The 20,351-nt window shown below is 61.1% G+C and carries 18 protein-coding genes and 1 pseudogene; 10 read left to right on the top strand and 9 right to left on the bottom strand.

The window, feature by feature from the left end; translation table 11 throughout:
- The first annotated feature begins 104 nt into the window (after positions 1–104).
- The 5 genes and pseudogenes from K6N12_RS11340 (at position 105) to rfbA (ending at position 5,515) form a co-directional block, all read left to right on the top strand.
- Positions 105–2,116, top strand: a pseudogene (locus K6N12_RS11340) (CgeB family protein).
- Positions 2,106–2,684 (top strand): dTDP-4-dehydrorhamnose 3,5-epimerase, encoded by a 579-nt coding sequence (gene rfbC / locus K6N12_RS11335; protein WP_097627088.1) that lies wholly within the window; start codon positions 2,106–2,108, stop codon positions 2,682–2,684. Before K6N12_RS11340 ends, rfbC begins: the two are co-directional and overlap by 11 nt.
- A gap of 6 nt (positions 2,685–2,690) precedes the next feature.
- Complete coding sequence (rfbB, locus tag K6N12_RS11330; protein WP_097627086.1) at positions 2,691–3,746, top strand: dTDP-glucose 4,6-dehydratase; 1,056 nt, start codon at positions 2,691–2,693, stop codon at positions 3,744–3,746.
- Position 3,747: 1 nt separating this feature from the next.
- On the top strand, positions 3,748–4,635 hold the full coding sequence (rfbD, locus tag K6N12_RS11325; RefSeq protein WP_097627084.1) for a dTDP-4-dehydrorhamnose reductase: 888 nt from the start codon (positions 3,748–3,750) through the stop codon (positions 4,633–4,635).
- A gap of 10 nt (positions 4,636–4,645) precedes the next feature.
- Positions 4,646–5,515, top strand: coding sequence for a glucose-1-phosphate thymidylyltransferase RfbA (gene rfbA, locus K6N12_RS11320; RefSeq protein WP_097627082.1), 870 nt, complete (start codon positions 4,646–4,648; stop codon positions 5,513–5,515).
- Positions 5,516–5,553: 38 nt separating this feature from the next.
- Here the strand turns inward: rfbA and K6N12_RS11315 are convergent, their stop codons facing one another.
- The 7 genes from K6N12_RS11315 to K6N12_RS11285 all read right to left on the bottom strand — a co-directional run bounded on the left by K6N12_RS11315 (position 5,554) and on the right by K6N12_RS11285 (position 12,211).
- Positions 5,554–6,165 carry a riboflavin synthase gene (locus K6N12_RS11315; protein ID WP_097627080.1) on the bottom strand — a complete coding sequence of 204 codons (612 nt, stop codon included), beginning with the start codon at positions 6,163–6,165 and terminating at the stop codon, positions 5,554–5,556.
- Entirely contained in the window at positions 6,165–7,379 is a 1,215-nt protein-coding gene (gene ribD, locus K6N12_RS11310; RefSeq protein ID WP_131711064.1) for a bifunctional diaminohydroxyphosphoribosylaminopyrimidine deaminase/5-amino-6-(5-phosphoribosylamino)uracil reductase RibD, read from the bottom strand. Before ribD ends, K6N12_RS11315 begins: the two co-directional genes overlap by 1 nt.
- Before the next feature lie 3 nt (positions 7,380–7,382).
- The gene (nrdR, locus tag K6N12_RS11305) at positions 7,383–7,859 is read right to left on the bottom strand and encodes a transcriptional regulator NrdR (protein ID WP_003547190.1); all 477 of its coding nucleotides are present in this window, start codon (positions 7,857–7,859) and stop codon (positions 7,383–7,385) included.
- 9 nt (positions 7,860–7,868) lie between these two features.
- Positions 7,869–9,167: a serine hydroxymethyltransferase gene (glyA, locus tag K6N12_RS11300; protein WP_097627076.1), complete on the bottom strand. Its 1,299-nt coding sequence runs from the start codon at positions 9,165–9,167 to the stop codon at positions 7,869–7,871.
- A gap of 215 nt (positions 9,168–9,382) precedes the next feature.
- On the bottom strand, positions 9,383–10,684 hold the full coding sequence (locus tag K6N12_RS11295) for a L,D-transpeptidase family protein (protein ID WP_097627074.1): 1,302 nt from the start codon (positions 10,682–10,684) through the stop codon (positions 9,383–9,385).
- Positions 10,685–11,128: 444 nt separating this feature from the next.
- Positions 11,129–11,644, bottom strand: a complete 516-nt coding sequence (ldtR, locus tag K6N12_RS11290) for a transcriptional regulator LdtR (protein ID WP_003574072.1) — start codon at positions 11,642–11,644, stop codon at positions 11,129–11,131.
- 129 nt (positions 11,645–11,773) lie between these two features.
- Positions 11,774–12,211, bottom strand: coding sequence for a DUF6163 family protein (locus K6N12_RS11285; RefSeq protein ID WP_041671367.1), 438 nt, complete (start codon positions 12,209–12,211; stop codon positions 11,774–11,776).
- Positions 12,212–12,431: 220 nt separating this feature from the next.
- On the opposite strand from K6N12_RS11285, the gene hemB reads away from it, so the two are divergent.
- The 4 genes from hemB (at position 12,432) to K6N12_RS11265 (ending at position 15,947) form a co-directional block, all read left to right on the top strand.
- Positions 12,432–13,445, top strand: coding sequence for a porphobilinogen synthase (gene hemB / locus K6N12_RS11280; protein ID WP_012557209.1), 1,014 nt, complete (start codon positions 12,432–12,434; stop codon positions 13,443–13,445).
- A 180-nt stretch (positions 13,446–13,625) separates the two neighbouring features.
- Positions 13,626–14,084 (top strand): RDD family protein, encoded by a 459-nt coding sequence (locus K6N12_RS11275; protein WP_003574079.1) that lies wholly within the window; start codon positions 13,626–13,628, stop codon positions 14,082–14,084.
- A gap of 204 nt (positions 14,085–14,288) precedes the next feature.
- Entirely contained in the window at positions 14,289–15,065 is a 777-nt protein-coding gene (locus K6N12_RS11270; protein WP_097627072.1) for an arginyltransferase, read from the top strand.
- On the top strand, positions 15,066–15,947 hold the full coding sequence (locus tag K6N12_RS11265; RefSeq protein WP_097627070.1) for a DMT family transporter: 882 nt from the start codon (positions 15,066–15,068) through the stop codon (positions 15,945–15,947). It begins immediately after the preceding gene.
- 10 nt (positions 15,948–15,957) lie between these two features.
- Here K6N12_RS11265 and K6N12_RS11260 read toward each other — a convergent pair whose 3' ends face one another.
- Entirely contained in the window at positions 15,958–16,416 is a 459-nt protein-coding gene (locus tag K6N12_RS11260; RefSeq protein ID WP_012557206.1) for an SRPBCC family protein, read from the bottom strand.
- A 243-nt stretch (positions 16,417–16,659) separates the two neighbouring features.
- Complete coding sequence (gene parC / locus K6N12_RS11255) at positions 16,660–18,915, bottom strand: DNA topoisomerase IV subunit A (RefSeq protein WP_097627068.1); 2,256 nt, start codon at positions 18,913–18,915, stop codon at positions 16,660–16,662.
- 234 nt (positions 18,916–19,149) lie between these two features.
- Here parC and K6N12_RS11250 point away from each other — a divergent pair, with 234 nt between their 5' ends.
- Positions 19,150–20,337: a YdgA family protein gene (locus K6N12_RS11250; protein ID WP_097627066.1), complete on the top strand. Its 1,188-nt coding sequence runs from the start codon at positions 19,150–19,152 to the stop codon at positions 20,335–20,337.
- The last annotated feature ends 14 nt before the right edge of the window (positions 20,338–20,351 follow it).

The following is a 20,351-nucleotide window of genomic DNA, read 5'->3' as shown; positions in this document are numbered from 1 at the left end:
ACAGTGTGGCGCAAGCTTCACCTCAAATAGTAGCACCAAACAGGCTCAAATTGCCGTCCTGCAGATTTCCATGCAGACGGTAGCCTTTCGCGAAGGACAATACCTTGACGATCAATCAGCCCATTCCTTCTTTGCCGGCCGGCCTTCCTGATCTGGCGCTTCTCACGGAGAAAGCTGCCGGCACGGGATCGGTCATCATCTATCAGCCCTATCTCGACGCTTCGCAGCGCAGCCAGCTCGATACGGCTGCCATGCCGCTCGACATCTCGTTCAATACGCAGGCTACGACCCGCGAATATGAACTCTTCCTCACCCTGCATCAGCATCACGAGGCGATCGGCCTCGGTGACGACGTGTTCTGGGGGCTGCTCTCCAGCAAATTCGAGATGAAGTCGGTGACAAGCTTCCCGTCCTTTGTGACGGAGGCGGAAAAAGCCAGAGCAGAAGGAGCGGACGCCTATCTTTACAATCCGTTGATCGGCCACGCGGCGATCTACAGCAACGTCTGGGAACATTCGCTGCTTGGCGGTCACCCCGGCATGGAGCCGATCTTTCTGCATATCCAGGAGCTCGGCTATCCTATCGCGCCGCCGCAGGACAAGATTGCCTTCATGTTCTGCAACTATTTCTGCGGCAACCGAAAATTCTGGTCCGGCTATTTCGCCTTTTGCGAACGCATTCTTGAATCGCTGGAAAACCAAGCGCGCGCCGGCACGGCGGCGGGTGCTGCCTATGCCGGTACGGCTAATTATTCACGCGATGCCAACGCGAAAATGCGCCCCTTCGTGATCGAGCGCTTGCTCGGACTTTATGTCCAACAGGCTATCGCCTCCGGACTGAAGATCGCCGCCTTCGTGCCCACCCTTGCCGATTTCGAATGGAAGTTCGGTGTCCGCCTCGGCCGGATGCTGCATGGCCTCCTCGCCGCCAAGGAAGCGTTTTTGCAGAGCCGTGACGAGGCTCTCCTGACCGCATGGCAGCAAGGCCGCCAACCGCTCATCAAGCAGCCGCATCTGATCTGGGGGGCTGATGATCCGCCCGGCTGGATGCCGCGAGGCCAATTTATCGGCGGCCGCGAATTGATGCGCGCCTATGCCCGGCAGACCTCTGGTTCTTCTCCGGTACCGCCGCTGCCGGGCCGGACGGGAAGGCCCGCCATACCGGCCGCGCCGAAGATCGAGCAGCCGCTGCGCAATTCATTGCAGCCCTTTGCCGGCGGATGGCAGGCACACAAGGACCGTCATTGCATCTGGATCGTGACGCCCGAAAACTACAATCACAGCCATGCCTTCGACGAAGTCGCGCTCGGCCTGCAGGGCGCCTTCGAGGAACTCGGCGGCTCGGCACCGATCGTCCGCGACATGAACGCATTCGCCGGCCGTGCGCCGATCATTTATGGCGGCAATCTTCTCGCCGCCGAAATCGTCAGCCATCTGCCAAAGGACAGCGTCGTCATCAATCTCGAGCAGGTGTCCGAAGAAAGCAGCTGGATCAATTCGCGCTACACCTCGGTCCTGAAGTCGCTTCCGGTTCTGGATTACAGCCCGCGCAATCGGGAAAATCTCGCCGCCAAGGGAATCGATCACGCCGGCGTGCTCGAAATCGGCTATAGCCGGTGCCTCAGCCAGATAAGCCACGCCACCGTCAAAGATATCGACGTGCTCTTCTACGGCTCGATGAACGAACGCCGCCACCATATCCTGAAGACGCTGAAGGACGGCGGGCTCAAGGTCGCCCATCTCTTCAATATCTATGGAGCGGAACGCGATGCGGCGATTGCCCGCTCCAAGATCGTGATCAACATCCATCATTATGCCAGCGGCGTCTTCGAGATCGTACGCATTTCATATCTGCTCGCCAATCGCGTTTGCGTGCTGACGGAAGGCGACATCCGCGATCCAGACCTCCAGTCCTTCATCGGCGGCTTGGCAATCGAGCCGTATGACAACATGATCGAGCGCTGCTACAAGCTGATCGCAGATGCCGACGAGCGCGATGCCATTGCAACGACAGGCCTTGCAGCCATGCAGAGCCGCTCGCAGGCTGACATGCTGATGAGCGTCATGAAGGCAGGCGCCTGATGAAGGCCGCAGAAAAGGTATGTCATGCGCATTGAGACCGCAGCCATCGAGGGCATTGTTGCGATCACGCCGCCACGCTTCGGCGATCACCGCGGCTACTTCTCCGAGGTATTCAAGGATGCCTGGTTCCGGGAAAATGTGGCCGACGTCACGTTCGTCCAGGACAATGAATCGCTTTCGGCACAGGCCGGAACCGTCCGGGGGCTGCATTTCCAGATCCCGCCCTTCGCACAGGGCAAGCTGGTGCGGTGCCTTGCCGGCCGGATCATCGATGTCGTCGTCGATATCCGCGAGGGATCGCCGAGCTTCGGCAAATGGCTCTCTCAGGAGCTCGCGCCGGAGACCGGCAAGCAGCTCTGGATACCGGCCGGTTTCGCACACGGATTCGCAACGATCGAGCCGAACAGCGTCATCAGCTACAAGGTAACCGCACCCTACAGCCCGCAGCATGATCGCGGCATCGCGTGGAACGATCCGGCGATCGGCATTCGCTGGCCCTTCGATGAGAAAGACATGGTATCATCCGACAAGGACAAGACGTTGCCGCGGCTCGCCGATCTGCCAGGTCATTTTTCCTATTCAACACAGCAACCCCAGGATTGATCGACGATGCGCATACTGGTCACGGGCGGAGCGGGCTTCATCGGATCGGCATTGGTGCGCCACCTCGTCAACGAGATCGGCGCCGAGGTGCTGAATGTCGACACGCTGACCTATGCCGGCAATCTGGCATCGCTGAAATCCGTCGAAGCGGCGCCGAACTACCAGTTCCTGCGCGCCGACATCTGCGACAACGTCGGGATGCAGGAAGCATTCGCGTCCTTCCGCCCTGATATCGTCATGCATCTCGCGGCAGAGAGCCATGTCGACCGCTCGATCTCGGGCGCAGCCGATTTCATTCAGACCAACATCGTCGGCACATTCAGCCTGCTGGACGCCGCACGGCACTATTGGGATGGGCTTGACGCTCGCCGCAAGAGCGCCTTCCGTTTTCTGCATGTCTCGACGGACGAGGTCTACGGTTCGCTCGGCGACGAGGGCCTCTTCGAGGAGACGACGCCCTACGATCCGTCCTCGCCCTACTCCGCCTCCAAGGCCGCGAGCGACCATCTGGCGATCGCCTGGCACCGCACCTATGGCCTGCCCGTCGTTGTCTCCAATTGCTCCAACAATTACGGCCCGTTCCATTTCCCTGAGAAGCTCATTCCGCTGATGATCCTGAACGCACTGGAGGGCAAGCCTCTTCCCATTTACGGCAATGGCTCGAATGTCCGCGACTGGCTCTACGTCGAAGACCACGCCCGCGCCCTCTTCACAATCGCATCCAGAGGGCGCCCCGGCGAAAAATACAATGTGGGCGGCCGCAATGAGCGTAGGAACATTGATGTCGTTCATCGCATCTGCGCCATTCTCGACGGCGTCTACAGTGACAAGGCACCGCATGCGCATCTGATCACCAACGTCACCGACCGCCCCGGACACGACGCACGCTATGCGATCGATGCCTCGAAACTCGAAAGCGAACTCGGCTGGAAGGCGCAAGAGACCTTCGAAACCGGCATCGAGAAGACCGTGCACTGGTATTTGGAAAACGAATGGTGGTGGAGGCCGCTGCGCGAAAAAGTCTACTCCGGCGAACGCCTCGGCGTTTTCAAGGGGCGATAAGATGCGCATTGCCGTGACCGGCAAACACGGCCAGGTCGTTCAGTCGCTGCTCAGACGCGGTGCCGAAACGGGCGTCGAAATCAACACAGTCGGGCGCCCGGAAATGGATCTTTCGGATCCTGCAAGCGTCGCAGCCGCCTTCTCGGCTCTGCGGCCGGATGTGATCGTCTCGGCCGCCGCCTATACGGCGGTCGACAAGGCCGAGAGCGAAGCCGAGCTTGCTTTTTCCGTCAATGCAGCCGGTGCCGGGGCAGTTGCCGAGGCTGCCGCGCGGATCGGGGTCCCGGTCATCCACATTTCGACCGACTACGTCTTCAGCGGCGACAAGGCCTCCGCATATTGCGAAGAGGATGCGACGGCGCCGATCTCCGTCTATGGGCGTTCGAAACTCGCGGGCGAGAAGGCCGTCGCGGCGGCGAATCCGAACCACGTCATCTTGCGCACTGCCTGGGTCTATTCACCCTTTGGCGCCAATTTCATGAAAACGATGTTGCGGCTTTCCGAGACGCGCGATCTTCTTCGCGTCGTCGCCGATCAGAGGGGATGCCCGACCTCGGCACTCGACATCGCCGCCGCGATTCTTGCGATTGCAACCCGTATCGTCGCGGACCCCGCGCCATCGCTCCGCGGCACCTTTCACCTGACCGGCAGCGGCGAAGCAAGCTGGGCGGATTTCGCCGAAGCGATATTCGCTGAGCTTTCCAAATCCGGCGGTAGAAACGTCGGCGTCGAACGCATCCCGACGGCGGACTATCCGACGCCGGCAAAGCGTCCCGCCAATTCACGCCTCAATGGCGAGAAGCTCGCCGGAACCTATGGACTCCGGCTCCCGGAGTGGAAGAAATCCATGACGATTGTCATGCAAGACCTTTTGAACAAGGGTCTTTAAGGAGATAGGCATGAAGGGAATTATTCTCGCCGGCGGTACGGGCTCACGTCTGCATCCGATCACCCAGGCCGTCTCGAAACAGTTGATGCCGGTCTACGACAAACCGATGATCTACTATCCGCTGACGACGCTCATGCTCGCCGGCATCAGGGAGCTGCTGATCATCACCACGCCTCACGACGTCGAAGCCTTCAAGCGTCTTCTCGGCGACGGCTCGCAATGGGGAATTTCGCTGAGCTATGCCGTACAGGCGAGCCCGGACGGCCTCGCCCAGGCCTTCATCATCGGCGCCGACTTCGTGCACGGCGACAGCTCGGCACTCGTTCTCGGCGACAATATCTTCTACGGGCACGGACTGCCGGAAATCATGAAATCCGGCACAGGTCGGCGGGAAGGCGCAACGGTGTTTGCCTATCACGTCACCGATCCGGAACGTTATGGCGTCGTGGGCTTCGACGAAAAGATGAATGCGCAGTCGATCGAGGAGAAACCGAAGGAGCCAAAATCGAACTGGGCGGTGACCGGCCTCTATTTCTACGACCAGCAGGTGGTCGATATCGCCGCGAACCTGAAGCCGTCACCGCGCGGCGAACTGGAAATCACCGATGTCAACCGCACCTATCTTGAGCGCGGCCAGCTTTTCGTGGAGCTGATGGGCCGGGGCTATGCCTGGCTCGACACCGGCACGCCGGATAGTCTGCATGATGCCGCAGGTTTCGTCAGCACGCTGGAGAAACGCCAGGGCTTCAAGATCGCCTGTCCCGAAGAAGTCGCCTGGCGCATGGGTTACATCTCGCAGGACGACCTCGCCAAGCTCGCAGAGAAGCTCGGCAAGAGCGCTTACGGCCAGTATCTGACGAAGCTGTCCCCGGATTGGTGAGTGACTTGTGACCCCGGAAACCGGTACAGGTTTTCGATTCAGGTGCTCGGGAATTCCGCCAGCCGGGCGGCGTAACGCGCCATGGTGTCGACTTCGAAATTGACGAAATCGCCGGCCTTGCGCTCGCCCCAGGTGGTGACCTCGAGCGTGTGGCGGATGAGCAGGACGTCGAAATCCGTCCCGTCGACCGCGTTGACGGTCAGCGAGGTGCCGTCGAGGGCGATCGAACCCTTGGGGGCGACGAATTTCGCCAGATGCTCGGGCGCGCGCAGCCGGTAACGGGTGGCGTCGCCTTCCGATGTCACCGAGAGGATTTCGGCCTTGCCGTCGACATGGCCGGAAACGATGTGGCCGCCGAGTTCATCGCCGATTTTCAGCGACCGTTCGAGATTGATGCGGCTGCCTTCCCGCCAAGCGCCGATCGTCGTCAACCGCAGCGCCTCTTCCCAGGCCTCGACCTCGAACCAGCGGCCATTGCTGCCCTCGGCCGGCAGACCCGTCACGGTCAGGCATATGCCGGAATGCGAAATCGAGGCGCCCATGTCGATCGTTGAGGGATCGTAGGCGGTGGCGACCCGCAACCGGATGCCTTCCTTCAGCGGAGAAACTGATTCGACCGTGCCGACATCGGTGACTATTCCGGTAAACATCAAAGCCCTCTTTCGTATTCGTCCAGGCGATCTTCGCCGAACATCTGCGTGCCCGTGTGGGCAAAACCCGATGGTATGTCGGTTGTATCAAGCGGCGATTCAATACCGCCCTCGCCGATGACGACAGGCGCCTGGTAAAGCTGGATGCGGTCGACGAGACCGGCCTCGAGGAAAAGCCGGGCGGTCTTGGCGCCGCCCTCGACCAGAAGTGAGGAAATGCCGCGTGTTGCCAAGGCCGGCAGCAGGATTTCCGGATGATAGGGATTGCAATAGACGATCTCGACACCGGTGGCTTCGAGAGCGATGCGGCGGGAGTCCAGGTCCGTAGCGGCGTCGGAGAGTGTGGCACCCCCCTCTGTCCTGCCGGACATCTCCCCCACAAGGGGGGAGATTGGCTGGGGGGTAGCTCCCAGGACAGAAGGGTGTGACCCTTCCTCTGACCCTAACGGCGAAATCTCTTCACTCGCCACCACGATCACCGGCACATCCCGCGCCGTCTGAACCAGCTTGCTCGTCAGCGGCAATGCCAGGGAGGGATCGAGCACGATGCGGATGGGGGACTGCGCTTCAAGGCCTGGTGTGCGCACCGTCAGCAGCGGGTTGTCGGAAATTGCGGTACCGATGCCGACGAGGATCGCGTCGGTTTCGGCGCGCAGCGCCTGAACCTCGGCGCGGGCCTCCGGGCCGGTTATCGCCACCTGGCCCTCCCCTTGGCGGCCGATCATGCCATCGGCGGAAACGGCAAGCTTGAGAGTCACATAAGGGCGGTTCTTCGTCTGGCGGGTGAGATAGCCGGCAAGCGAACGCCGGCCGTCGGCCTCCAGCACGCCTGCATCCACCTCGATGCCGGCTTCACGCAGCATGGCGATGCCGCGGCCGGAGACGCGCGGGTCGGGATCGGTGACGCTGATGACGACGCGGGCGACACCATAGGCGAGCAGCGCCTCGGCGCAGGGTGGGGTCTTGCCGTGATGCGAGCAGGGTTCGAGTGTCACATAGGCGGTGGCGCCGCGAGCAGCATCGCCCGCTTCGGCGAGCGCCTGCGGCTCGGCATGCGGGCGGCCGCCGACGGCGGTGACCGCCTGGCCGACGACGACGCCGTCCTTGACGATCAGACAGCCGACGGAGGGGTTGGTGGCGGTGCGGCCGAGATGCCGGCGCGACAGGCGGATTGCCGCCGCCATGAAACTCTCGTCATGCGACGTGACGCTCATGGCTCACCTGTCCAGCGGGTCGCGGGCGATCTTGGCGTTGATTTCGGAAATGACCTTTTCGAAATCCTCGGCAAGCGAGAAATCCCGATAGACGGAGGCGTAGCGCACAAAGCCGACATCGTCGAGGCTCTTCATCGCTTCGAGCACCTGCAAGCCGATCTGCTCGGAGGAGATTTCGGTTTCGCCCGAGCTTTCAAGCCGGCGGACGATGCCGGACACGGCGCGCTCGATGCGGTCACGCTCGACAGGGCGTTTGCGCAGAGCCACTTCGAAGGAGCGCACCAGCTTGTCGCGATCAAAGGGAACCTTGCGGCCGGTCTTCTTGATGACCATCAGCTCGCGCAGTTGCACGCGCTCGAAGGTCGTGAAGCGGCCGCCGCAATCCGGACAGATACGCCGCCGGCGGATGGACGTATTGTCCTCCGCCGGACGCGAATCTTTAACCTGTGTATCTTCCGAACCGCAATAGGGGCAGCGCATCGCTACTCCTTATCCCATGTAGTCATACATTGGGAAGCGGTCAGTGAGGTTGACCACCTTGCCACGTACGGCGGCTTCGACGGCGGCATTGCCTTCATCGGAATTGGCAACCTTCAGGCCGTCGAGAACCTCGACGATCAGATTGCCGATTTCGCGGAATTCGGCTTCCTTGAAGCCGCGGGTCGTGCCGGCCGGCGCGCCGAGGCGCACACCGGAGGTGACGAAGGGCTTTTCCGGGTCGAAGGGAATGCCGTTCTTGTTGCAGGTGACGTAGGCGCGGCCAAGAGCTGCCTCGGCGCGTTTGCCGGTGGCGTTCTTCTTGCGCAGGTCGACCAGCATCAGATGGTTGTCGGTGCCGCCGGAGACGACGTCGAGACCACCTGCGATCAGCGTTTCGGCCAGTGCCTTGGCGTTCTTGACGACCTGGGCGGCGTAATCCTTGAACTCGGGCCGCAGCGCCTCACCGAAAGCGACAGCCTTGGCGGCGATGATGTGCATCAGCGGACCACCCTGCAGACCGGGGAAAACAGCCGAATTGAACTTCTTCGCCAAATCCTCTTCATTGGTGAGGATGACGCCGCCGCGCGGGCCGCGCAGCGACTTGTGGGTCGTGGTCGTCGCAACATGGCAATGCGGGAACGGCGACGGATGCTGGCCACCGGCGACGAGGCCGGCGATGTGAGCCATGTCGACCATCAGATAGGCACCAACAGAATCGGCGATCTCGCGGAAGCGCTTCCAGTCCCAGATGCGGGAATAGGCGGTGCCGCCGGCGATGATGAGCTTCGGCTTCTGCTCTTCGGCCTTGCGGGCGACTTCATCCATGTCGAGCAGGTTGTCGCCTTCGCGCACGCCGTAGGAGACGACGTTGAACCACTTGCCGGACATGTTGACCGGCGAACCATGCGTGAGGTGGCCGCCCGAATTCAGGTCGAGGCCCATGAAGGTGTCGCCGGGCTGCAGCAGCGCCAGGAACACGGCCTGGTTCATCTGCGAACCCGAATTCGGCTGGACGTTGGCGAAATTGACGCCGAACAGCTTCTTGGCGCGCTCGATCGCCAGCTCCTCGGCGATATCGACGAACTGGCAGCCGCCGTAGTAACGCTTGCCGGGATAACCCTCGGCATATTTGTTGGTCATGATGGAGCCCTGGGCTTCCAGCACGGCGCGGGAGACGATGTTCTCGGAAGCGATCAGTTCGATCTCGTGCCGTTGGCGACCGAGTTCCTTTCCGATCGCACCGAAAATCTCGGGATCGACGTCCGCAAGCGAGCGATTGAAGAAGGACTCGGTGGAAGCATTGGTCATGGCGGGCTCCTCAACTGGAATGCGCTGAGGTATTAGCCTTCCGCCGTGGCAAGGGCAATACGGAGAACGACATTTGCTGAGCAAAGCGCGCGCTCCTGTCATTTTGCGACAGCGCAGCGCTGAGGACCGGCGGTCACGTCACCGGGTGCCCTCCCCGGCATAAAAAAACCGCGCCGGGAAGGCGCGGTTTGAAGATGCGATGCAGAGGCCGCCGTTTATTGGACCGGCTGTTCCATGCCGGCCGTGGTATCGAGCGCCAGCTCGGCATTGCCGTCCATCTGATAGATGTCGTCGCGGAACTGGACGATGCCGTCGGGCATGCCCCAGGCGGAGATGTAGACGAAATAGACCGGAACTTCCGTGGCGAGTTTGACCGGCGTGTTGACGCCGGATGCGATCACCTGCTCCATCTGCTGGCGGTTCCAGCCGGGGGTCTCGCGCAAGAGCCAGTTCGACAAGTCGCGCACGTTCTGGACGCGGACGCAGCCAGACGACTCGAAGCGCATCAGCTTGTTGAACAGGCCCTGCTGCGGCGTGTCGTGCATGTACTCGCCGTTCTTGTTGTAGAAGTTGATCTTCGTCGACGCCATGGCGTTGGTCTTGCCGGGGTCCTGGCGGAACATCAGGTTCGGTGCCTCGCCGTTCCAGTCGATGGTCTCGGGGGCAACTTCGTTGCCCTTGCCGTCGATCAGGCGGATGGCGTTCTTTTCGAGATAGGTCGGATCCTTGCGCATCAGCGGCATGATGTCCTTCTCGACGATCGAGCGCGGCGAGGTCCAGTAGGGGTTGAGGATGACCTCGTAGATCTTCGAATTGACGAGATGTGTCGGACGGCTGAGACGACCGACAACAGCGGTGTGGCGCGTCGCGACAGTGCCATCCTCGACAGCCTCGACATAGGCAGCCGGGATGTTGACCATCACGTGGCGGCGGCCGAGATCCTCGGGGAAAGTCTGCAGGCGGACGATATTGGTGTTCAACTGCTGCAGGCGGACATCGGCGGGGATGTTCATCGCCTTCAGCGTGAATTCGCCGAGCACACCATCGGACGGCAGGCCGTGGCGGGCCTGGAAACGCTTGACCGCACCATCGACATAGGAATCGAAGGCGCTCGACATGCCGGCCTCGCGCGGCAGGTCGCCGGTGATCGCCAGGCGCTGGCGCAGCGCCTGAACGGCGGGATGGCTGACGCCGAGCTGCAGCTTCTGGTCACCGGGATTGACCTCCGGCCAGCCGCCGGCGGCCGCGATCTGCTGATACTGCATGACCGCCTGCTGGGCGCTAGCGACCGATTGGGGGCCGAGGATCGGCGTATTGGAAACGACGGCGCTTGCCGTGCGCGAAGCCGCCTTGGCGTCAAACTGGTCGTCCCAGTTGCCGCGGCGCGGCGCGTTGATCAGCGTATCGATCGCCGATTGCGCGAAGGCCGGCGCGGCAATCGCGCTAACGCCAACCGTTGCCGCGGACGCAAGGAAAGCGCGGCGCGAGAGAGCTTCATTTCCGTTTTTCTTCGACATAGTCCCAACCACTGAATGCGGCGATAAAGAGAAGCCGCGGCTCTTTGCGATATCACTGCGCTCTGACGCAGATCTCTGTGCATTTGTTGTCCCGGCAGATCAAAACTTTCCGCTTGCCCCATCACAAGATTGCGATGCGACAGCCTGACCATTTTTGATCGGTCCCTTGAAAGCGCCGGTTGTTAAGCCTTCCGCTGCCACACCAATATGGCCAATTCGTGTTGCCGTGCCGGAAGGCGGAATATCCGGCTACCGGAAACACGACACAACAAACCATATGACGGGCTAAACCGTGCCGGTTAATAACGGCTAAAAAACGGCTTGGATACGGGAGATAATGCTTGTCTGCCTTGCGTTGCAAAGATGCCACGCGTTGCCAACGGCAAAACCGGACGCGCAGGGAACACGTCCGGTTTTCTGCAACCCTGAAGGAGGTCGAGGGTCTCAGAGGCGATACATGATCGAGTCGTTCCAGAAGCGGTCGAGGCGCTGGAGCAGCTTGTTCATCTGGGTGAACTCGTCGGTGCCGATGCCGCCGACCTTGTCGATTGAGGTGATGTGGCGTTCGTAGAGTTTAGCCACCGTTTCGGCAATGTCCTGGCCGGTTTCGGTCAGGCTGATGCGGACGGAACGGCGGTCGATGCGCGAGCGCTGGTGGTTGATGAAGCCGAGGTCGACCAGCTTCTTGACGTTGTAGGAAACGTTGGAGCCGAGATAGTAGCCCCGCGAGCGCAGCTCGCCGGCGGTCAGTTCGGAATTGCCGATGTTGAAAAGGAGCAGCGCCTGGATGGCGTTGACGTCGCTGCGACCCTGACGGTCGAACTCGTCCTTGATGACGTCGAGAAGACGGCGGTGAAGACGTTCAACAAGATGAAGGGATTCCATGTAAAGATCACGGATGCCCTGGTCCTGCTGGTCACGGAAGTTCGATACCGCCTGCGGCTTGATTTTCGTGTTCATATTGACTGCCTCACTGTTTGTTTGGCGGTGTCGTTTTCTTCCCGCCTTGAGTGAGACCCTATCGAATACATATAAAATTCGACTTAAACCGCAGGCTTAACGGAGCCTTACTGGAAACCCCACGTTGTCTCAGGGTAAATCAACACTTACCTGGCGGCGGTGCCGGCGTTTTTCCAGCCAGAGCAGCAGGCGGAAAATCAGGTAGACGACGGCGACCATCACGTGCAGCAGGATGATCAGTTTGTTGGCTCCGAAAATATTGGGCAGTAGGCCGTACATCAGGATTTGCCCGCCGGCGGCCAGCACCCAGATGACCGGCCCCCAGGAGACGGTGAGCCAAAGGCCGAGGGAGGCGACGGGAAAAAGCACGGCGAGACTGGTGCTCGCCACCTTCCACGGCAGGCTCAAAAGGTCGAAGCGGCCGGCGCCGACCAGCGAATAGCCGACGAGCATCGCCCAATATTGCAGGCCGAACCAGAAGCAGGAAACGGCGACCAGTCTCAGGAAAAGAATGAAGAGTATATCCGCCAGCGTGCGTTTCGGTATCGTCGGAGAATCGGTTTCCATAGCGCAGACATCGGTTCGGGGTTGCATCTTCATACGAGCGCCGCGCCTCTGACGACGCGCTGAAGATGCTCTATCACATCGCGCTCGCGCGTAACGCCGAAAATCGATTTCGGGCTTTACGCCTCAAGTTTTTCCGCCGCGGCCAATCGTCCGGTTTGGATTTTTCGGGGGTCATGATAATGAGCGCTCCGATAAATGGAATGGGCCAGGGGCAGATATCATGCAGGATAGGACGCATCTCGTCGACGACATCACCGGCCATCGCCGCATGCGGCGCAACCGCAAGGCGGAATGGACACGCCGGTTGGTGCAGGAGAACCGGCTGACGGTCGACGACCTGATCTGGCCGATCTTCATCGTGCCCGGCTCCGGCATCGTCGATCCGATCCCGGCCATGCCGGGCGTCAACCGCATGAGCATCGACAAGGCCGTCGAGGCAGCACGCGAAGCGGCCGGCCTCGGCATTCCAGCGCTCGCGACCTTTCCGAATATCGAGATGGAACTGCGCGACGAAACGGGCTCGAACAGCCTCGAAGCCAATAATCTGATCAATAAGGCGACGTCGGCGATCAAGAAGGCGGTGCCCAATATCGGCGTCATCACCGACGTCGCGCTCGATCCCTTCACCAGCCATGGCCATGACGGCATTTTGAGAGGCAGCGAGATCGTCAACGACGAGACGGTCGATCAGGTGGCGCGTGCCGCCGTGATGCAGGCGGATGCCGGCGCCGACATCATTGCGCCGTCCGAGATGATGGACGGGCGCATCGGCGCAATCCGCATGGCGCTTGATGCAGCCGGCCACCAGAGCGTCGGCATCATGAGCTATGCGACGAAATTCGCTTCCGCCTTCTATGGCCCCTATCGCGAGGCGATCTCGACGGGCGGGCTGCTGAAGGGTGACAAGAAGACCTATTATATCGACCCGGCCAACGGCACCGAGGCGATCCGCGATGCGGCCCTCGACGTCGAGGAAGGTGCTGATATGCTGATGGTCAAGCCCGGCCTGCCCTATCTCGACATCTGCTGGCGGATGAAGGAGGCCTTCGGCCTGCCGACCTTCGCCTACCAGGTTTCCGGCGAATATTCGCAGATCAAGGCAGCGGCGATGAATGGCTGGATCGACGGCGAGCGGGCGATGCTCGAAACGCTGCTGTCATTCAAGCGGGCGGGATGCGACGGCATCCTCACCTATTTCGCGGTCGAGGTGGCGAAAGTCCTCGCGAAGCGGTGATTGCGAGCATGATGCCGAAAAGTGTATGCGGTTTTCGGGTGACATCATGCTCTATTTCTTCGATTTAGATGCGGATGTTTCAGGTCGGATCGGCCTGAAACATCCGCAGCCAGGAAGAATTATTGTATTTTGTTCTGCCGATACCATATCTGCGGCATCGCTTTTCCGCAGGAGATTGAGATGAGCTACAACCCCAATCCGCTTTATGCCGCACCGGAGGACTGGCGCGCCTATAGCGGCGTGTTGAGCCGCCGTGTCTTCGCCTTCATCCTCGACTATTTGATCGTGCTGCTGCTCTGCATCCCCGCGGGGATCGTGCTGTTCTTCCTGTCGATCGTCACGCTCGGGCTTGGCTTCCTGCTCTACCCTGCACTCTTCGTCATCGTCGCCGGCATCTATTTCGGCCTGACTGTCGGCGGGCGGAGCCAGGCCTCGCTCGGCATGCGCGCGATGGGCATCGCCATCGTGCGCGTCGACGGTCGGCCGATGGATTTCCTGACGGCGATCGTGCATCTGGCGCTGTTCTGGATCCTCAACTCGGTTCTGACGCCGCTGATCCTGCTTGCCGGCCTGTTTACCGAGCGCAGCCGCCTCATCCACGACCTGCTGGTCGGGACAGCGACGGTTCGCACCGCCTAAGCGATGGCTCAAGACCACGGCTAAACCATTCAGCGGAGACGAAATAAAGTCTCCGCTTTCTCTTTGCCGGGGCCGCCACTGCTCCATATTTAAAATTAGAAGACCGATATGAAGGGCAAGAACCGCCCCGCTGTTGACGTTTTTTATTCTTAGGTCATGCTGTCAAGAAACGGCACGGTCTCGACAAGGAAATTTCCGCGACAGATGAATACGCAGACAACGCCATCTCCGCAGTTTTATCTGACGGCTCCGGCTGCGTGTCCGTATCTGCCGCATGAGATGGAGCGTAAGGTGTTCACCCATCTGGTCGGCCCGCGCGCCGCCGAGATGAACGACATCCTGACCCAGGGCGGTTTCCGCCGCTCCCAGAATATCGCCTACCGCCCGGCCTGCGAATCCTGTCGCGCCTGCGTTTCCGTGCGTATTCTCGCCCAGGAATTCGAGCCGACGAAATCGATGAAACGGGTGCTTGCCGCCAATTCCGACGTCATTGCCACCGAATTCACGGCCCAGCCTTCGAGCGAGCAATATTCGCTTTTCCGCCGCTATCTCGATTTTCGCCACCAGCAGGGCGGCATGTCCGACATGACAGTGCTCGACTATGCAATCATGGTTGAGGACACGCATGTGAACACGCGAATTGTCGAGTACCGGCGGCGTGAAGAAGGCTCCGGGCTGGAACAGCGGCCGAAGGGCGAGCTGCTTGCCGCCGCGCTGACCGACACGATGAGCGATGGGCTGTCGATGGTCTATTCCTATTTCAATCCCGATCTCGAGCGGCGGTCACTCGGCACCTTCATGATTCTCGACCATGTCAGGCGCGCGAAAGCGCTGGGCCTGCCGCATGTCTATCTCGGCTACTGGGTTCAAGGGTCGCGAAAAATGGACTATAAGACGCGCTTCCAGCCGCAGGAGCACCTGACACCGCGCGGCTGGGAACGTTTCGATCCCTTGTCCATGCCCGAAAGCCCCCACGACTGAATGTCCACCGCTCTTTCCGATCATCGGAAGGGCCTGCTGCTGACGGCGATCGGCGGGCTGGCGCTTTCCATGGATATTCCGCTCGTCCGCCTTGGCGGCGGCGACATCTGGTCGATCCTGGGCATGCGAAGCGCAGCCACGGTTGTCGCCACGCTCGTCATCCTTGCAGCAATGCGCGTTGCCTCGGGTAAATGGCCGGTGCTCGTTCCGGGGCGAGCCGGCCTGCTCGCCGGTCTGCTCTACGGCCTCTCATCCCTCACTTTCGTGCTGGCCGTCTTCAATACGACCACAGCCAATGTCGTCTTCATCGTCGCCTTCAACCCGATGTTCGGGGCGCTCCTTTCCTGGACTTTCCTCAAGGAGAAGCCGCAGGCCGCGACGCTGATCGCCATGCTGTTCATGATCCTCGGCGTCGGATTGATCGTGCGCGAAGGGCTTTCCAGCGGTCATTTTTTCGGCGATGCCATGGCGCTTCTCAGCGCGTTTATTCTTGCCGCAGCTATTACAATCGGGCGCGCCTCGCGCCGGGATATGGGCTTCGTGCCGCTGCTTGCCGCTATCCTGCCGGCCGTGCTCGGCCTCGCGCAAGCTCTGCCCTCAGGGCTTTCCATCGCCGATCCCGGCTGGATTCTCGTCAACGGCGCCATCGTCATGCCGGTCGCCTTCTGGTGCCTCGCGACCGGGCCGCGTTACCTCTCCGCCCCCGAGGTCGGCATGTTCTATCTGCTCGAAACAGTGCTCGCCCCAATCTGGGTCTGGCTGATCTTTTCGGAAACGCCGGCGACGATGACACTCGTCGGCGGCGGCATCCTGATAGCGGCGATCGCCGGGCATTGCTTCTGGATGGTGCACGGCAGAAGCATCAGGCCATTGGCGGGATAGGCGTTGTCGCTCAACCGGTAGCCTTCATCTGCTGCTGTTCCAACTCCCTGCCAAGTCCTTCGAGCACGTGCGCCCAGCCTTGCCGGGTTTTTTCCTCGTGTTCGGCCCATTCGGCGCACATTTCGTGGGTCAGCGTCAGGCGGCTGCCGCCGCCGAGCGGTTCGATGTCGATTTCGACTCGGTCGCAATTGTGGTCGTGGTCCTCGACGGAAAAGCTGAAGACCATGCGTTGCGGGCGCTTCAATTCCAGGAAGACGCCCTGGTGAAAGGCGTCGCCGGTGGGACGGCGGTCGACGATGAAGAAACGGCCGCCGACATGCGGATCGATATCGGCGCGGATGACATGACCGTCATCGGTGGCAAACAGAAAGCGGCGGGCGATTTCGGGGTTGAGCCAGGCGTCGTACACGACAGCAGGCGGAACCCTGTAGGTATGGCTGACATGCAATTTGATGGTGCTGGCGGGCATCGATTTTCCTCCGGTAACGGCGCGCGCCTGCTCCAAGCGCGCGGCCCACAGCCGTTCCGTCCGCCCACAGACCGGCCTTCTCTTGTTTTGGATAACAGCGAAGAGATAGAGAAGTTCCGGCGCCCGCCAAGAGACGAGCACGGAATTTTTATATCGCTAGCCCGGAACCGCTGCGCGCTTGCGGGCGACAAAGTTAGAGCATGATGTCGCCCGAAAACCGCTCACACTTTTCGGCATCACGCATTAACCGGCGAATTTGCCGCTGCGCGGAAAACCCTTCGGCACGGTGCGGCCGGCGGTGGCGCGGTCGGCCAGCCATTCCGCAAGCTCGTCCTTGTTCTTCGTGAAGGTGCGGCCGGCGCTGTCTTCCCAGACGAGGCCGCCCGATATTGCGAAGCAGCGGACGTCGGAAATGCCGCCATCCTTGTAACGCTGCAGGCGCACGCCCTTGCCGCGCGACATTTCCGGCACCTGTGCCAGCGGGAACACCAGCAGCTTGCGGTTTTCGCCGACGACGGCGACATGGTCGCCGCTGACGGGCACGAGCAGCTGCGTCTCCTCGGGCAGCGCGACGTTCATGATCTGCTTGCCCTTGCGCGTATTGGCGACCAGCTCGGCCTCCGGAACGACGAAGCCGTTGCCGGCTGTCGAGACGATCAGCTGCTTGCGCGACGGATCGTGGACGAAAGCCGTCAGCACCGCCTGGTCGTTGTCCATGTCGACCATGATGCGCAGCGGCTCGCCATGGCCGCGACCGCCCGGCAGCTTGTCGCCGCCAAGGGTGAAGGCCTTGCCGCCTGTCGTGACGATCAGGATCTTGTCCGTCGTCTGCGCCGGAAAGGCTATCTTCAGGCCGTCGCCCTCCTTGAAGGTCAGCGTCGCCGTATCGGCGATATGGCCCTTCAGCGCTCGGATCCAGCCCTTTTCGGATATGACGACGGTGATCGGTTCTTTCTCGATCATCGCCTGCTGGATTGCTTCCTCGTCGGCCTCGGGTGCGTCGGCAAACTGGGTGCGGCGGCGGCCGACCTCGGTCGCCTTGGCGAATTTCTTCTTCACTTCGCCGATTTCCCAGGCGACCGTCTGCCACTGCTTGTCGTCGGAGGCAAGCAGCGCTTCGATCTCGCCCTTTTCCTTGGTGAGTTCGTCGAATTCCTTGCGGATCTCGAACTCTTCCAGCTTGCGCAAGGCGCGCAGCCGCATGTTGAGGATCGCCTCGACCTGAATGTCGGTGAGATCCCAGCGCGCCATCATCACAGGCTTCGGCTCATCCTCCTCGCGGATGATCCTGATCACCTCGTCGATGTTGAGATAGGCGATCAGAAGGCCGCCGAGGATTTCGAGACGCCTGTCGATCGCGGCCAGTCGGAAGCGCGAGCGGCGCTGCAGCACCTCGCGGCGGTGATCCAGCCACTCCTTCAGCACTTCGTTCAGCGCCATGACCCGCGGGATGCGGCCCATGGACAGCACGTTCATGTTGAGCGGGAAGCGGCTTTCGAGCTCCGTCAGCTTGAACATCGATTCCATCAGGATCGTCGGATCGACGCTGCGGGTCTTCGGCACCAGGACGACACGGATGTCCTCGGCCGATTCATCGCGGATGTCCTCCAAGAGCGGCAGTTTGCGGGCGATCAGCAGCTCGGCGATCTTCTCGATCAGCCGCGACTTCTGCACCTGGAAGGGAATTTCGGTGATGACGATCTGGTAGCCGCCGCGGCCGAGATCCTCGGTTTGCCACTTCGCCCGCACGCGGAAGCCACCGCGGCCGGTGCGATAGCTCTCGATGATGCTGTCGCGGCTGTCGATGATGATGCCGCCCGTGGGGAAATCCGGGCCGGGAATGAATTCGACGAGCTTTTCGACGGTCGCATCCGGATGCTTGATCAGATGCAGCGCGGCGTCGCAAAGCTCGTGGGCATTGTGCGACGGGATCGAGGTCGCCATGCCGACGGCGATGCCGGAGGAGCCGTTGGCGAGCAGGTTCGGGAAGGCGCCGGGAAGGACGGTCGGCTCGGAATTCGATTCGTCGTAGGTGTCGCGGAAATCGACGGCATCCTGATCGATGCCTTCAAGCAGCAGTTCGGAGACCGCCGTCATCTTCGATTCGGTGTAACGCATGGCGGCGGGGCTGTCGCCATCGATATTGCCGAAATTGCCCTGGCCGTTGACCAGCGTGTAGCGTTGCGAGAAGTCCTGGGCGAGACGGGCAAGCGCATCATAGATCGACTGGTCGCCGTGCGGATGGTAGTTACCCATCACCTCGCCGACGATCTTGGCGCATTTCCTGAAGGCCGACGTCGGCCTCAGCCCCATCTCGTTCATCGCGTAGACGATGCGGCGATGAACGGGCTTCAGCCCGTCGCGCACGTCAGGCAAAGCACGGTGCATGATGGTCGACAGCGCATAGGCGAGATAGCGCTGCTCGAGCGCCGCCTTGAGGTCGACCGGTTGGATGTGATCGTCGTCTCCGCCGGACGGCGGCAAAATCTCTTGTCCCATAGGTTCTGACTAGCCCAGAAGAGGCTGGCGGGCAAGGAATCCAGGCCATTGCAGCTGTGGATGAAGTCTTGGCACCGACATCAAAGGATGAGACAAACGTTCGGCCGCAATTTGGACTTCGTTTGCCGTTCCTTTCAACGGAAATTTAGAAGTCCGCAAATATAAAGCGGGCCCAATCCGTAGTAGCGTAACTGCAGATTTCCAACCGCCACACGCCACCAGAGGAATCACCCCATGAATTTTTACCGGACAACGCGGCTGATGCTGTCGGGCGCCGCCTTTTTCTCGCTCGCCGGCTCGGCGTTCGCTCTCGACGGCACCGATCTCTTGAAGAAGATCAATGCCGCCTATGCCGCCCAGGGTGGGACGATTGCGGCTGACAGCGTCGATATCGACGGCACGACCGTCACGTTGAAGAATGTCACCGTCAAGCCGACCGGCGGCGAAAGCCTGCCCATCGGCGAAATTACCCTTTCCGGCGTCGAAGAAGACGAGGACGGCGGCTATTATATCGAAGAAGCCGCCTTCCCCGACATCAACAAGACGCAAGACGGCGTCACCGTGACGGCGCAGGAACTGACGCTCGGCGGCATCTCCGTGCCGGCAACGCCGGGCGGCGACACGCTCGACACCATGATGCTCTATGAGACCGCGCATATTGGCCCGGTGAAGGTGGTCAAGGACGGTGCGGAAGTGTTCTCGCTGCTCGAAAGCAACATGAACCTGACGCTGCGCGAAGACGAATCCGGCTTCGATTTCGACGGCGCCTTCAAAAGCATGAAGGCCGATCTGACCAAGACCGAAGATGCGCAGAGCAAGGATGCGATCGAGAAGCTCGCCCTGCAGCACGTCCAGGGCGACATCACCATGAAGGGCGCCTGGGAACTCGCCCCCGGCACGGTCGACATTTCGGAATTCGCCTTCGACTTCACCAACGTCGGCAAACTGAACCTCGGCTTCAAGATTTCGGGCTACACGATGGCCTTCATGAAATCGATGCAGGATGCGATGAAGGAATCCGAAACCAACCCGAACAAGGAGCAGTCGCAGCAGGCGCTCGGCCTCGCCATGCTCGGCCTGATGCAGCAGCTTTCCTTCGAAGCGGCGCAGGTGCGTTTCGACGATGCCTCGATCACCAAGCGTGCGCTTGATTACGCTGGCTCGCAGCAGAACATGTCGGGCAAGCAGATGGCGGATTCGCTGAAGGCGATGACGCCGATCATGCTGGCGCAGCTCAACATCCCGGAACTGCAGAACGCCGTTTCGGCTGCGGTCAACACCTTCCTCGACGACCCGAAGAGCCTGACCGTCAAGGCCGCTCCTGCAAAGCCGGTGCCCTTCCCGACGATCGTCGGTGCTGCCATGGGCGCTCCGAACACGTTGCCGCAAGTGCTCGGCGTCAAGGTTTCGGCCAACGACTGATCGCTTTACTCTTG

It is taken from the genome of Rhizobium redzepovicii (genome assembly GCF_019793435.1).
In the GTDB taxonomy this organism is placed as follows: domain Bacteria; phylum Pseudomonadota; class Alphaproteobacteria; order Rhizobiales; family Rhizobiaceae; genus Rhizobium; species Rhizobium redzepovicii.
Note: the sequence above shows the minus strand (reverse complement) of the source record. Positions and strands in the feature narration are given on the sequence as shown.